The following is a 15,267-nucleotide window of genomic DNA, read 5'->3' as shown; positions in this document are numbered from 1 at the left end:
AGTGTTGCAGTGTTTCCACTTCCCATGAAGGCATCAGTATGAGTTGTGCCCAACCGAGTGAACGCCGATACGCAATCTACTACGCGCCAAGGCCTGAACACCCGCTGACGGCCGCCGCAGTACATTGGCTCGGCCGCGATGCGTTCGGCAGGGTTGAAGTTGGCGGAGACGCCCGACCCGAGGGCGAGGTCCTTCTCACGTCGGAACCGCGCCGGTACGGCTTTCACGCGACACTCAAGGCACCCTTCCGGTTGAGAGAAGGCGCTTCGGCCGAGGATTTGGAGGAGGCGCTCGGTGGGTTTGCAGCGTCACGGCCGGCCTGCCCGATCGGGCCATTGAAAATAGATCTCATTGACGGTTTCTTCGCGCTCGTTCCCGTCAGTCCCATCCCGGCCTTGCGCGGGTTTGCGGCGCAGATCGTCGAAGAATTTGACTGTTTTCGGGCACCAATGGATGGAGACGAGCTCGAGCGGCGCATGAGCCGCCAATTCGACGAGGTCGAGATGACCAACCTCGTCACCTGGGGCTACCCCTACGTCTTGGGCCGGTTTCGCTTCCACCTGACCTTGACCGATCGCGTACCCGAAAACGGGCGCGCCGCAACGCGGGCACGCCTGGAGGAGAGGTTCGGGCCGTATCTATCCGAAGATTATCATATCGACACCCTGTCGCTCTTCGTGCAGGAACACCGTGGTGCCGATTTCGCGGTCCGATCGCAGTTCGCACTGAAGACCGGCGCGGCCCTTACGTCGGTGGTTTGAAGCCATGAAATTGTCTGGCGGTTTTGTCCTTGTCGTCGGTCCCAGCGGCGCCGGCAAGGATACCCTTATCGACTTTGCGCGCGATCGTCTTAGGGCCGTTCCGCGTATTCACTTCGTACGCCGGATCATCAGCCGCCCGGCAAGTATCGGCGAGGATCACGAACCTGTCGATACGATCGAATTCGACCATCGTGCTCGCGAAGGTGGGTTCTCGCTCCGTTGGCAGGCGCACGGCCTTTCCTACGGAATCCCATCGGACATCGACGAATGGCTCGAACGCGGCGATGTCGTGGTAGCCAATGGCTCTCGAGCCGTCCTGCCGGAAGCGCGGAGGAAATACCCGCAATTGCTCGTCGTCAATATTACCGCGCCCATGGACGTTTTGGCGTTGCGTCTGGTCGAACGGGGGCGGGAAAATCTGGAGAGCATCAGGCAGCGGCTGCTTCGGAGCGAACAGCAAAGCATCGAAGGTGGAGATGTGCTGCATATCGACAATTCCGGTCAGCTGGAGATTGCCGGGGAACGCCTCCTTGCCGTGCTCACCGCACAACTTGGCGAGACCATATGAGGTGCGTCCTTGGCGAAGGCGCCTCACCCCTATGTTACGGTTATCGGGTTTTCTGGTTCTCCTCGTTTGCGTCTTTGTTTTTTATTGTAAGGCGCCCGCGCTCTTGAATTCGAGGCAGAGAACGAGAAAAATCTCATGGTTAGATCACACAGTGCGAAGAGGTCAGTCGATCTCGACGAATTTGATCTGGCTATTTTAGATATTGTGCAGCGGGACAGGGAAACTCCTCTTCGCGTTATCGCTGAACGTGTGAACCGCTCTACTGCGGCCGTCCAGCGCCGCCTTCGTAGATTGGAGGAAGTTGGCGTCATCACCGCACATGTCGCACTCGTCGACTCAACTTTGGTGGGAAAACCCATTACAGTGATCGTGGAAGTCCACATAGATCGGGTGCAGTTAGACCTGCTAAATGAAATCAAAAGACGGTTCTCGGGCCCTGAAGTGCAGCAATGCTACTATGTAGCTGGCGAAGCAGATTTCGTTCTCATCTTATCAGTCGCAACGATGGAGGAATATAACCGCATCGCACATCGACTGTTTTACACGAGCGAAGACGTCAAATGGTTTCGCTCCACGGTGGTGATGGATCGGGTCAAGGTCGGTCTTACTATTCCATTGGCCACTGAGTGAGTGCGGGTATGCACTACGATATGTGTTTTCTCGTTCGATATAGTTGACGGCAAATCGCATTGACTCTCTCCCCGGTCGCGGGCGCAAGATCTTCGAGATGTTCATCCGCCAATGTATGCAGCCGCGAGTCCTCAAGCATGTTGTCCGGATACTGTGCTGAAATGAAGGTCTGGCACCGGACCGAGATTCGTATCACTGCCCTTTTCCGTTCGCGCCGCGCAGTCCAGCCAAGCGATTTGATCGTTGTTCTGATGGATTACAAGGACCGAAGATGAATAGGTTATCGTTGTTCAGGCAAATGCAAAAAAATTTCATTCACCGGGCAAAAAACGCGCACACTTATCGTCCTTCGTGCAATACGTTCTCTCCCGCAAAGGGTGAAGAGGATCGCAGTCGCCGAAAGTATAGACACTGACAAACGTCACACCCAGGCATAGCTATCCGTAGATAATCCAGGGAAAAGGCCACCATGCACTGGCGCTCGAAGCTTATTCACCCGACCGCTCAGGCCCCGTCAGGGTTTCGCTCGCTCGTGACGCCGACCTATCGGGCTTCGACCATTCTGTTCGAGCGGCAGGCCGATGCGGCAGACGATTGGCGTCAGAGCGAGGTCGGTTATACGTACGGCCTGTATGGAACGCCTACCGTGCTGGAACTTGGAGCGCGTATTGCGGAACTGGAGGGTGCACGCCACAGCTTCGTTGTACCCGGCGGCCAAGCTGCTATTACCTTGATCTATTTCGCCTTCTGCAAGGCTGGCAGTCACGCGCTCGTACCAGCTTCCGCCTATGGGCCCAACCGCGAGCTCGCGGACGGTCTGCTCGCACGGCTCAACATCGAGGTCGAAGCCTATGACCCTCTGATCGGCGGGGGCATTTCGGCCCTCATCCGTGACAACACGGCGCTGATCTGGACCGAAAGCCCAGGCTCGGTGACGATGGAGATACAAGACGTGCCAGCCATAGTGGCAGCGGCGCATGCCCGGGGGGTGCCGGTTGCCCTCGACAATACCTACGCAGCCGGTGTGCTGTTCGACGCCTTCGCCAAGGGCGTAGATGTCAGCATGCAGGCGCTCACGAAGTACGTAGGGGGCCACAGCGACCTTCTGCTCGGCACGGTGTCAGTCGGGACGCAAGCGGCGTACGACGCGGTCGGACCCGTGCTGAAGCAGCTCGGCGCGGCCGTCTCCCCGGATGATGCAAGCCTTGCCTTGCGTGGGCTACAGACGCTCGGCGTGCGACTGGAGCGCCTCGAATCATCGACGCTGCAGGTCGCCAATTGGCTGGTTGCCCAGCCTGGAATCGAAGCCGTCTTTCATCCCGCGCTCCCGTCATGCCCGGGCCACAAGTTTTGGCAGCGCGACTTCACAGGCTCGGCCAGCGTGTTCTCGATCCTGTTCCGCCGTGAGGTTGACCCTGGGCAGGTCGAAGCCTTTGTTGACAGTTTGAGGTTGTTCAAAATTGGCTTCAGCTGGGGCGGCACAACCGCACTGGCGATCCTCTATCCAAAGCTTGACCGACTGGGCAAGGACTATGACGGCCGCCTTGTACGGCTCAATATTGGCCTGGAGGAGCCTTGCGATCTCATTGCGGATCTCGAGCAGGCTCTCGGGCGCATCAATCAGCCCGGCGCGGCCGCTGCCTGACCTCTCATATACGAACGAGGCGCCGACGTACTCATCGGTGTTGTCATGACGGCGGATTGCTGGCGCGGTGTCGTCACATCAAGTCCCTGGGGGTCTTTTGTTCTTAAGAGCCGGCATGGAAACGAATGGCCGGCTCTCGCGTCGCGGCGATCTTTGGTATCTGGACCGGCGGCAAAGCGGCGTTGCCTGAAACTAAAGATGCCCCAAGGCTCCGCAGGCAGAGGGACCTAATGTGACAAAACCCATACCTGATGACATCGCTTGCCGTCAGTCGGGCATCCAGTATCGCAAATATTGCGCCACCTGGGGCACGGGCGCATAGATATCGCATAAATGCGGACTTCCCACGCACGGCGATCGTCCACCAGATTCTGGGCCGCCCTGAGGCGATTGTCGTCCTAGAGGCCCCCGCCGGCATGGGCAAGTCGGTGATTTTGGACCAGATCGCCGGGCAGAAAAAGCTCAGGGTTCATGCCGACGCCAACCCGCCGAAGCTGCAAACCAACAGGCTTGCGCTGTGGGACATCCCGCCCCACGCGATTGCGGGACCGTTGCCGGAGCAGCTTCTGTCAGGCGGCAGCCGGGCCATAATCGCTAAACGCCCGGACACGGAAATACCAGGCCTGCCCCGCGCTCTCGCCTATGGCGCGGCACATGTGCTGGATCGGGAGATGCTGCTGGTTTCCGCCGAGGAGGGCGAGCGATTATTTGGACCGAAGCAGGCGAAGCGGATAATGGCGGTTTCGGGTGGATGGCCGCTCATTGCTTTCCGCGGCGACAGCTCTGGCAACCTGTCGCAGTTCCTGCGCTTCGAGTTTCTCGCTGATATGGTTGACGAAGAATTGGTCGATCTGAAGCTGCTTGCCGAAGGTGCCGCTCTACCGCCTCGCAGCAGTGATGGACTTTTTCCGATAGCGCGGGTGGGACAGAATCGCCGGCTTCAGCTTTGCGCGCAGGGTCTTTCCAGCCACTTGTCCTCAGCTGTCGAGGCGGTGATATCGGAGCGCCTGTCGACACCTGCGGGCGCCAATGCGATTGCCGAAACCTATGCCGAACACGCAAGGCCGGTGGATGCGATCACCACATACCAACAGGTCGGCTTTTACGACAAGGCGCTGGCCGAGTTCAACCGCGCCGGCGGCCTGTTCTTCATCTACTTCCACGGCACTGCCGCAAACGACCGCGTGCTTGCCGGCTTCCCTGCTAGCTTCGCGCATCAACGCGAAATCCTTGTCCTGTCGCTGGCGCTGCCGTCGCTCAAGCGCGGGGATATTTCCCGGGCACGGCGGCTGATCGCCGACCGGTTCGGCGACAGCGCCAACGATGTCGAGACCGTGTTCGCCTCGCGCACGCTGTTCTCCCGCGAGTTCCGGGAATTCCGCTTCCTGATGCTAATCTATGAGGATCACCAGTTCAGTGAGGAACTGCTCGCCACACTTTTCAACTTGATTGCCGAATTCCCGGGTGACGCGCATCTCTTCCGCGGCACTTTTTACAATTCGATGCTGGAATATTACATCCGCCGCCGCGAATTCGCCAAGGCCGAGCAGATGGCGCAGCGGGCCATGCATCACTATCAGTCCGCCCATGCGCCGATACTCAGCTTCTATATCAGCCTCCACCAGGCGATGATGGCGTTGATGAAAGGCGACACGATCGCGGCCGGCAAACATGCGATGCTGTCGGCGAAGAGCCTCTCGGAGGTGCCGTTCGAAACGCTGAACGACATGCGGCTACAGGCGCTCTTGGAGGCTTGCGTCGACTATGACGGCGGCCGGGCCGAATCTTTGGCGCGCTTCCTCAACACCGAAATCGACGATTTTTCGCATGGCGAGATCTGGCCGAGCCTTATGGAATTCACCCTGCTCTATGGCAGCCAGGCGATGGCCACCCATTTCTCGCTCCTGGCGGCGCGCGGGTTCCTTGACCGCTGGCGGGTGTATCAAATTACCAACCATGCCTTCCAGGCCATGGTCAGCATCCGCGAGGCGATCATCCTCCAGAATGCCAATCGCTGGTCGGAGGCCGCGACGCGGCTGAGAAGCATCGCCACATCAATCGATCGCGACTGGGTGCTCGCCCATCCCGGCGACGTGTCCCGCCTGGTCGACCGCGACGATATCGGCTTGCTGCTAGCCTGGCTGCGGCAAATCCTGCATGAGCAACCCGACCTGCCGCCGATCGAAACGCTGCTCGCCGCTACATTGAGCAATTTGAGTATTACGGACCGGCAGCGTATGGGGGTCAACGTCTGGCTCGCCTATATCCACCGCCGTCGGCGGGATCTCACCAAGGCGCGCGCCATCCTGCTGCGCGTGTTCGAGGATGCGGCCCGGCTGGGTTCGATCGCGCCGCTTGCCGAGGAGAAACTTTTCCTCGGCGAACTGTTGGACAACAAGCGCATCAGCGAATTCCTCGGCGCTTCGTCATCGGCACGCCAGGTGATCCGCAAACTGCGCGACAGCGGCCATCTGAGCCCCGTTCCCGGCATCCGCAGCGAACTGTCGCGGCGTGAAAACAAGATTCTGGTGATCGTCTGCGAGGGCGCCGCCAACAAATCGATCGCCGTCATGCTCGGCGTCAGCGAGGCGACGGTGAAATTTCATCTGGGCAACGTCTATCGCAAGCTCGGCTGCCGGACCCGGCAGGAGGCGATCAGCATCGCCAGGGCTACCGGGATCGTGGGCTAGAGCCCCGCAAGCTTTTGTCTGCCGTAAATCGGCCCGGATGTTCCGCTCGCACTCGGTTCCGCGTGCTCTTTGGTACGTCTGCGCCTGTCCACAAATTGCTGATCGGGTTAATCGATGCTTGGCTGGCGGCGGGCCTGCTATGACGCCTTGGCTTAGACCTGTTTGTCACCGCATCGCACCCTATGAACCGCGTCGCCAAAAACTGACGAACATCATCAAGCATCGCCTGACGTACAACTGAGGACGCCGTGTAGCAAACACCTCACGCCAGCCAACCGACGACCTAGCCATGCGACGGCAGTTTCGAAAAATCTATACTATTAAGACGAAAACCTAGACTTCTACCGCGTTGTCGCCACGCCCATTCGCTGCAATTCTGCCTCTAACGCGGAGGGGGCAGTCGCCCCAAACGATCGACAAGACGGCCGAAGGCCGCTGGGAACGAAGCTAACCGGGAGTCGCTATGAACAAGCTCAGATTTTTCGCGTCCACCACGGCGTTGACGCTGATGATCGGCTCGGCCGGCGTTTCCACTGCTTTCGCGGAAACGGTCGTTACCATGAACACGGTGCAAATCTTCAGCACAATCGACCCGGCCAAGATCTCCGATTATACCGACTACATGGCTGCCGTGAACCTTTATGACGGCCTGGTCACCGTCGATTCCAAGGGCAATTTGGTGCCCGAACTGGCCGAAAGCTGGTCGATGTCGCCGGATGCCAAGGAGGCGACGTTCAAGCTGCGTGCCGACGCTAAATTCTCGGACGGCTCGCCGGTCACCGCCGCCGATGTGGTCTACACCGTCAATCGCCTGCTGAAGATCAACCAAGGTCCGGCGACGCTGTTTGCCGGCGTGCTCAGGCCCGGCTCGGTGACCGCCGTCGACGACAAGACCGTGAAGTTCACGCTCGAAAAGACCTTCGCGCCCTTCCTGAGCACGGTGCCGGCGATCTTCATCGTCAATTCCAAGGTCGCCAAGGCCAATGAAGGCAGCGACGACGGCCAGACCTATTTCGCCACCCATGCGGCCGGTGCCGGTGCCTATCAGCTCAAGGACTGGGACCGCAGCGCGAAGATGACGATCGTGCGCGACAAGAACTACTATAAGGGTTTTGGCAAAGGCCCGATCGACGAGGTGCGCTTCATCATCACCAATGACGAGGCAACGGTGAAATCGCTGGCGGCCTCCGGCGAACTGACGATGTCGAGCCAGTTCCAGTCCCCCGATACCTACAAGGCGCTTAAGGAAATGGGGCGGTTCAATATCGTCAGTCAGGACACGACGATCGCCTTCTACCTGAAGCTCAACACCAAGGTACCGCCGACCGACGACGTGCATATCCGCCGGGCGATCGCGCTCGCTACCGACTACCAGACTGTCCGCAACGACATCTATCCGGGCGGGGAGATGCGCGGCCCGCTGCCAAGCGGGTTCTCGGATTTCTATGCCTCGGACCTGCCGGAGCAGAAATACGACCTCGAAGCGGCAAAGGCGGAGATCGCGCAATCGAAATATGCCGGCCAGGAAATCCCGATCACGCTCGGCTGGGAGGCCGGCACCAAGTACGAAGAAGAAATCGGCCTGCTCATGCAATCCAATCTCGAGCAGATTGGCTTCAAGGTGACCCAACAATCCAATCCGTGGAACCGGGTGACCGAGCTCGCCTCGAAGGTGGAGACGACGCCGGCGATCAACCAGATCTTCTTCGGTCCGACCTATCCTTCGCCGGACTCGATGTTTTATGCCCAGTACCATTCCAAATCGGCCAGCACCTGGATGTCGATGGAATGGCTGCAGGATAAGGATATCGACAAGATGATCGACGACGCCCGCTCGACAGTCGACGTCAAGAAGCAGGCCGAGATCTACAAGCAATTGCAGCACAAGATCGTCGAAGCGCAGCCGGATGTGTTCCTGCTGACTCAGCGGGTGCAGCATGCCATGGACAAGTGCCTGACTGGCTTCAATGCCGTGCCGATGCAGTCCTTCGATTATGATTTCGCCCGCTATTCCTGGATCTGCAAATAACCGCGTTGCCTCCCGAGACCGGCCTCTTCCGCGAATGGAAGGGGCCGGACCTCGAGACGCTGACTGGCGATCCGCCATCGACGGCTGCTCCCGGCGCAAACGCTGTTGTCCCATTCGCTCAGAGAAGGCTTCTTTAGTTGGAATTCGTGCTTTTCCTCGTCCGGCGAGTACTGTGGTCGATCCTCGTCCTCGTGGGCCTGTCGATCGTAATCTTCGGCATCGCCCGCGGCATGCCGGGCGACCCGGCCCGGCTGGCGCTCGGGCCGCGAGCGACGCAGGAGCAGGTTAATGGGCTCTCCCACAGCCTCGGCCTGGACCGACCGCTCTACGAGCAATATGGCATGTTCGTCTCCGGCCTTGCCAAGGGCGATCTCGGCCTGTCGCTGCTCACCAAGCGGCCGGTTAACGACGACATCCGCGACACATTCGCGGCAACCTTCGAACTGGTGCTGGCGACCATCAGCCTCGCCTTCGTGCTCGGTGTGCCGCTCGGCGTCATGGCCGCCCGCTGGAAGGACAAATGGCCGGATAATCTCGTGCGGCTGATCGCTATCGTCTCGGCTGTGACACCAAGCTTCTTCCTCGCGCTTCTCTTACAGATTCTGGCCGGCTATGTGCTGCACATCCTGCCGACCACCGGGCGACTGCCGCCGACCATGACCTTTTCGGCCGATATAACCGGCCTGATGACGATAGACTCCCTTCTCCATGGTCGACTGGACGTTTTTGGCGAGGCATGGCGCTACCTGCTGCTGCCGTCGATCGCGCTTTCCGCCGCGACCATGGGCCAGATCGCCCGCATTACCCGCGCCTCGATGATCGATGTCTCGAGCCAGGACTATATCGAGGCAGCCCGCGCCTTCGGCATTCCAGAGCGGCTCAGGGTATTCAAATACATGCTGCGGCCCAGCTTCGTGCCGCCGCTCACCATATCCGGGCTGGAATTCGCGTCCTTGATCGGCAATGCCTTCGTGATCGAACTGGTGTTTGCCTGGCCGGGCATGGCGGCCTATGGCGTGCGCACGATCATGCAGAAGGATCTCAACGCCGTTATGGGCGTGGTGGTCGTCTCTGGCGTGTTCTTCGTGCTCGTCAATCTCGTCATCGACGTGCTGGTCGGCTTCGTCGATCCCCGCGTCCGCATCAGGGGGCATCGATGATGGCCGAGCTCGAAACCCTGGCACCTGAATCCTTGCGCCTCTCCAACGCCTATCAGAACTGGTATCGCTTCTCGCGCAATCCGACGGCGGTGATCGGGGCGGCGATCGTTATCCTCACGATTCTCGCGGCCATTTTCGCACCCTACATCACGCCGCATCCCGAACATGTCGGCGCCGCCGTCAATTTCCGCGCGCGGCACCTGCCGCCTTCCGCAGAATATTGGTTCGGCAGCGACAATGTCGGCCGCGACATCTTCACCCGGGTGATTTTCGGCGCCCGCATCTCGCTGCTGCTGGCACTGGTGGTGCTCGGCACCGCCGTACCGTTTGGTACCGGGCTTGGCTTGCTGGCCGGCTATTTCGGCGGCTGGGTCGAGGCCGTGATCATGCGGTTGACAGACATCGCGCTTGCCATCCCGCCGCTGGTCATGGCGTTGGCCGTTGCCGCAGTACTGTCGCCTGATCTCATCAACTCAATGCTGGCGATCGCCGGTCTCTGGTGGACTTGGCACACCCGGCTGATCTATTCGATCGCACGGCAATTGCGCAGCCAGGAATTTGTCGAAGCGGCGGAAACGCTGGGTGCCTCGAAATTCCACATTCTCTTCCGCGAAATCCTGCCGAACTGCGTCTCGGCGCTCGCGGTCAAGACCTCACTCGATTGCGGCTTCGTCATCCTTGTTGGCGCATCGCTCTCCTTCCTCGGTCTTGGCATCCAGCCGCCGACGCCCGATCTCGGTACCATGGTGTCCCAGGGCTCAGCCTTCCTGCCGGATTACTGGTGGGAATCGGTGTTGCCCGGCTTCGCCATCCTGTTCATAGCCCTCGGCTTCAACCTGCTTGGCGATGGCCTGCGCGACCTCTTCGATGTTCAGGAGGTCAAATGAGCGGGGCTTTGCTTTCCGTCCGGGATATCTCCGTCGAGTTCACGACCTATGGCCGTACGAATCGGGTGCTCAACAACGTCTCGCTCGACGTGCCGGCCCATTCGCAAGTGGCTTTGGTGGGCGAGAGCGGTTCCGGCAAAACAGTGACGATGAAAGCGATCATGGGCCTGCTGCGCGAGCCGCCGGCCCGCATCACCTCCGGCCGTATCCTCTATGGTGGCACCGACTTGATGACCATGCCGGTCAGCGAACGGCTGAAGCTGCGCGGCACGGAGATGTCGATGGTGTTCCAGGACCCTATGAGTTCGCTCAATCCGGTCTTCACCGTCGGCGACCAGATGGGCACGATCCTCAAATATGCCGACAAACGTCTTGGCCGCTCGCGCGGCAACCGCGAGCGTATGGCGCGGGTGCACGACGTGCTCGAACAGGTCAGGATGCGCGATCCGGAGCGTATGACCCGCTCCTATCCCATCCAGCTTTCCGGCGGTATGCGCCAGCGCATCCTGATCGCCATGGCCCTGCTCAGCGAACCCAAGCTCTTGATCGCCGACGAGCCGGGCACGGCCCTGGATGTGACCACGCAGGCTCAGATATTGAAGCTCCTGAAAGATCTTGTCGAGGCGCGCGGGCTGGCTCTCCTCATGATCACCCACAATCTGGGCGTCGTGCGCGAAACCTCCCATCATGTCTATGTCATGAACAAGGGCGTGGTGGTCGAGGAAGGTCCTACTGCCGCGATCTTCGAAGCACCGAAAAGCGATTACACCAGGAGCCTGATCGCCGCCGTGCCTAGGCTGACCGGCGGCATGCGGTTCGGATCGGCCGAGGTTGGAACATGACTGGGCCGATGCTCGAGATCCGCAACCTGTCGCGGTGCTTCCCGATCCACAACGCGCTTGGCCGTCAAACCGGCGAAGTGCGCGCGGTCGACGACGTCAGTTTCTATATCGAGCGCGGCGCCGTCTATGGCCTCGCCGGCGAAAGCGGTTCGGGCAAGTCGACAATCGCACGGCTGATCATGGGGCTGGAGAAGCCAAGTTGTGGCGAAATCCGGATCGACGGCGAGATGATCGCGGCCGGTGCGCATTCGCGCGCCCATGGCAAGAAAGTCCAGATGGTGTTCCAGAACCCGGGCTCATCGCTGAACCCGCGGCGAACAGTGGGCCAGTCGGTCGCTGTCCCGCTCGACGCCCATGGCTTCCCGTCGCTGCAGCGCGCGAAACGGATTTCGGAATTGCTGGAAATGGTGCAATTGCCGGCCAATTTCGCCGAGCGTTTTCCGCATGAGCTTTCCGGCGGTCAGAAACAGCGCGTCGCCATTGCCCGCGCACTCGCTGTGGCGCCGAAACTGCTGGTGCTGGACGAGCCGACTTCGGCGCTCGACGTATCGGTACAGGCCAAGGTCATTGACCTGCTGGTCGATCTCGGCCGGCGGCTCGACCTGACCTATCTTTTCATCTCGCACGATCTCAGCCTGATGCGCAATTTCGCCAGCCGTGTCGGCATCCTCTATCGGGGCAAGCTCGTCGAGACCGGGAAGACCGACGAGGTCTTCTACCGTCCCCAGCATGCCTACACGCAACTGCTTCTCGCCTCGGTGCCGGTGATTTCGGCCGAGGAGGTTGCGATGCGCCCCAAGATTCCGCTGATCGACGGTGAGATTCCGACGGCCGAGAAACTCATCGAACTCAGGGGAGCCTCCGCCGCCGCTCAGGCGTCGAATGCAAACAAGACTCCAATGAGGAACAACCAGGATGATTAGAATTGGGATCGATGTCGGTGGCACCAATACCGATGCCGTCGTGATGGATGGCACGCAAGTGGTGGCCGGCGTCAAGTCCGCAACCACGGCCGATGTCATGAGCGGCGTCGTCAATGCGCTCAAGGATGTGCTGGCCGCATCCAGAATGGCAGCAAGTGCCGTCGATGTGGTGATGATCGGCACCACGCATTTCACCAATGCCGTCGTACAGCGGCGCGATTTGGCGCCGACGGCTGCGGTTCGCCTCGGCCTGCCAGCGACCGCCTCGCTGCCGCCGATGGTCGATTGGCCCGAGGACCTGAAGACGGCGATTGGCAACCATGCCTGGCTTGCCCATGGCGGCAATGAATTCGATGGTCGGGTGATCTCCCCGCTCAACGAAGAAGAGCTCTTGGGCATCGCCGCGGAGATCAAGGTGAGAGGCATCAATTCGATCGCTATCACCTCGGTCCTATCGCCGGTTTCCAACGAATTCGAGAAGCGCGCCGCCGAGATTTTCGCCAAGGCGCTGCCGGGTGCGCATATCACCCTTTCCTCCGATATCGGCCGCATCGGCCTGCTCGAGCGCGAGAATGCCGCGATCATGAATGCTTGCCTGCGCGATCTCTCTGCGCACGTAATCGAAGCCTTCCGCAAGGCCATTGCCGAGACCGGCATCAGGGGCCGCTTCTTCCTGACGCAGAATGACGGCACGCTTATGGACGCGGCCTTTGCCGAGAAATTCCCGGTGCTGACCTTCGCCTCAGGGCCGACCAATTCCATGCGTGGCGCCGCTTTCCTGTCGGGTGTCGATGACGCTATCGTTGTCGATATCGGCGGCACGACGTCGGACGTCGGTTCGCTGCAGAACGGCTTTCCGCGCCAGGCGACAGTCGCCGTCGAAGTGGGTGGGGTGCGCACCAATTTCCGCATGCCGGATGTGTTTTCGATTGGCCTCGGCGGCGGCTCGCTGGTGGTGGACGGCGAACATGGCGTCAAGGTCGGCCCGACCTCGGTCGGTTATCGCATCAACACCGAGGCGCTGATTTTTGGCGGCGAGACGCTGACCACGACCGACATCACCGTTGCTGCCGGCAATGCCGAGCTTGGCGACAAGGCCAGGGTGGCGCAATTGCCGAAAGACCTGCTCGACCGCACCCAGGCGAAAATCCTTTCCATGCTGGAGGATTGCGTGGAGCGCTCGCGCCTTTCGCCGGACCCCCTTCCCGTCATCGTCGTCGGCGGCGGTTCGATCCTGGTCAATGGTCCGATCGGCGGCCTTGAGGTCATCAAGCCCAACTATTTCGGTGTCGCCAATGCGGTCGGGGCTGCGATCGCCCAGGTCTCCGGCGAGATCGATCGTGTCTACGCGCTGGCCGAAATCGGCCGCGATCAGGCGCTCGACGATGCCAAGGCGCGTGCCATCGATGCCGCCGTCGCCGCGGGCGCGTCACGCGACAGCGTCGAGATCGTCGATGTAGAGGATGTGCCGCTCGCCTATCTGCCAGGCAATGCCACGCGCGTGCGCGTCAAAGCCGTGGGTGAATTGCATGTCGCGTGATCTTGGAAGACTCGAGGGAGCAGATCTCGTGCCGCTGGCGCTAGCGCTGCGCTCCTCGGCACCAACGACGGCAATCCATATATCGGCATGCTCCGGACCCGTGAATTGCTGCGGGGGTGCGAAGATCGATGCCCGGGTGGGCAAAGTCGCCGGCATCGGCGCGCTGGTCGCCGATGTCGGCAAGCGTGCCGCCAGCATCGACCTGGCAGTGCACGCCCGATGATGCCGCCGCGGGCGCTGGAAATCGTCGGGCCGAAAGCCTCCGGCTATCCCGAACTCACCTTTTAACAGTTTTGACAGGATCAGGATCATGAAGACACTACGCACCGTCTATGCCGAGGATATGGACGACATCGCCGTCGGCGGCGCGATCTTGGGTACCGGCGGTGGCGGCGATCCCTATGTCGGCAAACTGATGGCGCAGCAGGCGATCCGCAAGCATGGGCCGGTGAAGATCATCGATGTGGACGAACTCCCAGACGAAGCCTTGGTCGTGCCTGTTTGCATGATGGGCGCGCCGACGGTGATGACCGAAAAGCTGCCGCAGGGCGATGAGCTGATGAACGCCTTCCGGCAGCTCGAACAGCGGATGGGCCGCAAGATCGATGCGGTCCTCTGCATCGAAGCAGGGGGCATCAACTCGACGATACCGTTCGTAGTCGCGGCCGCTAGCGGTCTGCCGCTGCTCGATGGCGACGGCATGGGCCGCGCCTATCCCGAACTGCAGATGGTGACTTTCACCATGCACGGCGTCTCGGCGACACCGATGGTGCTTTGCGACGACAAGGGCAACTCGATCGTGCTCGAAACCGTCAGCAACGCCTGGACCGAACGACTAGCGCGCGCGGCCACGATCGAAATGGGCGGCTCGGCGCTGCTTGCCTTCTATCCGATGAGCGGAGCAGTGGCGAAAAGGGCGGTGGTGCGCGGCACGGTGACGCTCTGCGCCAATCTCGGCCTGACGCTGCGCGAAACCCGCGCCGCGCATAAAGACCCGGTTGCGGCCATCGTCGACATGCTCGACGCCAAGATCGTCTTCCATGGAAGACTCAAGGACATCGACCGGCGCACGGTCGGTGGTTTTGCCCGCGGCACGGCCCGTTTCGACGGGCTCGAAGAATGGCGCGGCCACACCTTCAAGCTCGACTTCCAGAACGAATTCCTGATGGCCGAGCGCGATGGTGAAGTTCTGATCACCACACCGGAATTGATCACTCTGCTCGAACCCGACAGCGGCAACCCTGTGACAACAGATTCGCTGAAATACGGGCTGCGGTTGGTGGCCCTGGCCATCCCCTGCAATCCGCAATGGCGGACGCCGGAGGGTATCGCCCTCGTCGGACCTCGCTACTTCGGCTACGACAGGGATTACAAGCCGTTCGATTTCGCATCGTAGGGCATCGGATGGGGGCGGCTTGAAATCTTACAGTAAGTCCGTAAGTCCGCTCGCTTGCATCGCGCCTAAAGGAGACAACAAGTTCCACTTGAAAATGTCGTTCGCGGAGGATCGGTGAGATGAGTTCGCTATCGCCGAGTACTGAATGCATATCATTATTACGATACCGTCTGACCATTGCAACGGTCGGGCGCGT

The 15,267-nt window shown here is 60.5% G+C and carries 13 protein-coding genes; all 13 read left to right on the top strand.

Translation table 11 applies throughout. The annotated features are described in order from the left end of the window. Positions 1-38: 38 nt before the first annotated feature. Positions 39-761 carry a DUF1045 domain-containing protein gene (locus tag MAFF_RS35435; RefSeq protein ID WP_010916012.1) on the top strand — a complete coding sequence of 241 codons (723 nt, stop codon included), beginning with the start codon at positions 39-41 and terminating at the stop codon, positions 759-761. A gap of 4 nt (positions 762-765) precedes the next feature. Continuing rightward, positions 766-1,329, top strand: a complete 564-nt coding sequence (phnN, locus tag MAFF_RS35430) for a phosphonate metabolism protein/1,5-bisphosphokinase (PRPP-forming) PhnN (protein WP_010916013.1) — start codon at positions 766-768, stop codon at positions 1,327-1,329. 135 nt (positions 1,330-1,464) lie between these two features. Beyond that, positions 1,465-1,959, top strand: a complete 495-nt coding sequence (locus MAFF_RS35425; RefSeq protein ID WP_044552151.1) for an Lrp/AsnC family transcriptional regulator — start codon at positions 1,465-1,467, stop codon at positions 1,957-1,959. Between the two features lie 469 nt (positions 1,960-2,428). After that, the gene (locus MAFF_RS35420; RefSeq protein WP_010916014.1) at positions 2,429-3,604 is read left to right on the top strand and encodes a cystathionine beta-lyase; all 1,176 of its coding nucleotides are present in this window, start codon (positions 2,429-2,431) and stop codon (positions 3,602-3,604) included. A gap of 416 nt (positions 3,605-4,020) precedes the next feature. After that, complete coding sequence (locus tag MAFF_RS35415; protein WP_244420877.1) at positions 4,021-6,294, top strand: helix-turn-helix transcriptional regulator; 2,274 nt, start codon at positions 4,021-4,023, stop codon at positions 6,292-6,294. A 463-nt stretch (positions 6,295-6,757) separates the two neighbouring features. Continuing rightward, complete coding sequence (locus tag MAFF_RS35410) at positions 6,758-8,323, top strand: ABC transporter substrate-binding protein (RefSeq protein ID WP_010916016.1); 1,566 nt, start codon at positions 6,758-6,760, stop codon at positions 8,321-8,323. Between the two features lie 146 nt (positions 8,324-8,469). Further along, on the top strand, positions 8,470-9,483 hold the full coding sequence (locus tag MAFF_RS35405; protein ID WP_010916017.1) for an ABC transporter permease: 1,014 nt from the start codon (positions 8,470-8,472) through the stop codon (positions 9,481-9,483). Continuing rightward, a complete protein-coding gene (locus MAFF_RS35400; protein WP_044552329.1) occupies positions 9,483-10,370 on the top strand; it encodes an ABC transporter permease in 888 nt (295 codons plus the stop codon). Before MAFF_RS35405 ends, MAFF_RS35400 begins: the two co-directional genes overlap by 1 nt. Continuing rightward, positions 10,367-11,212 carry an ABC transporter ATP-binding protein gene (locus MAFF_RS35395; protein ID WP_010916019.1) on the top strand — a complete coding sequence of 282 codons (846 nt, stop codon included), beginning with the start codon at positions 10,367-10,369 and terminating at the stop codon, positions 11,210-11,212. Before MAFF_RS35400 ends, MAFF_RS35395 begins: the two co-directional genes overlap by 4 nt. After that, positions 11,209-12,135: an ATP-binding cassette domain-containing protein gene (locus tag MAFF_RS35390; RefSeq protein WP_010916020.1), complete on the top strand. Its 927-nt coding sequence runs from the start codon at positions 11,209-11,211 to the stop codon at positions 12,133-12,135. The genes MAFF_RS35395 and MAFF_RS35390 overlap by 4 nt, the downstream gene beginning before the upstream one ends. Next, positions 12,128-13,675, top strand: a complete 1,548-nt coding sequence (locus MAFF_RS35385; protein WP_010916021.1) for a hydantoinase/oxoprolinase N-terminal domain-containing protein — start codon at positions 12,128-12,130, stop codon at positions 13,673-13,675. The genes MAFF_RS35390 and MAFF_RS35385 overlap by 8 nt, the downstream gene beginning before the upstream one ends. Next, positions 13,665-13,898 (top strand): hypothetical protein, encoded by a 234-nt coding sequence (locus MAFF_RS39660; protein ID WP_157866229.1) that lies wholly within the window; start codon positions 13,665-13,667, stop codon positions 13,896-13,898. The genes MAFF_RS35385 and MAFF_RS39660 overlap by 11 nt, the downstream gene beginning before the upstream one ends. An 87-nt stretch (positions 13,899-13,985) precedes the next feature. Further along, complete coding sequence (locus MAFF_RS35380; RefSeq protein ID WP_010916022.1) at positions 13,986-15,071, top strand: DUF917 domain-containing protein; 1,086 nt, start codon at positions 13,986-13,988, stop codon at positions 15,069-15,071. Positions 15,072-15,267: the final 196 nt, after the last annotated feature.

The organism is Mesorhizobium japonicum MAFF 303099 (genome assembly GCF_000009625.1).
Classification (GTDB): Bacteria; Pseudomonadota; Alphaproteobacteria; order Rhizobiales; family Rhizobiaceae; genus Mesorhizobium; species Mesorhizobium japonicum.
This window is presented reverse-complemented; position numbering and strand designations above follow the sequence as displayed.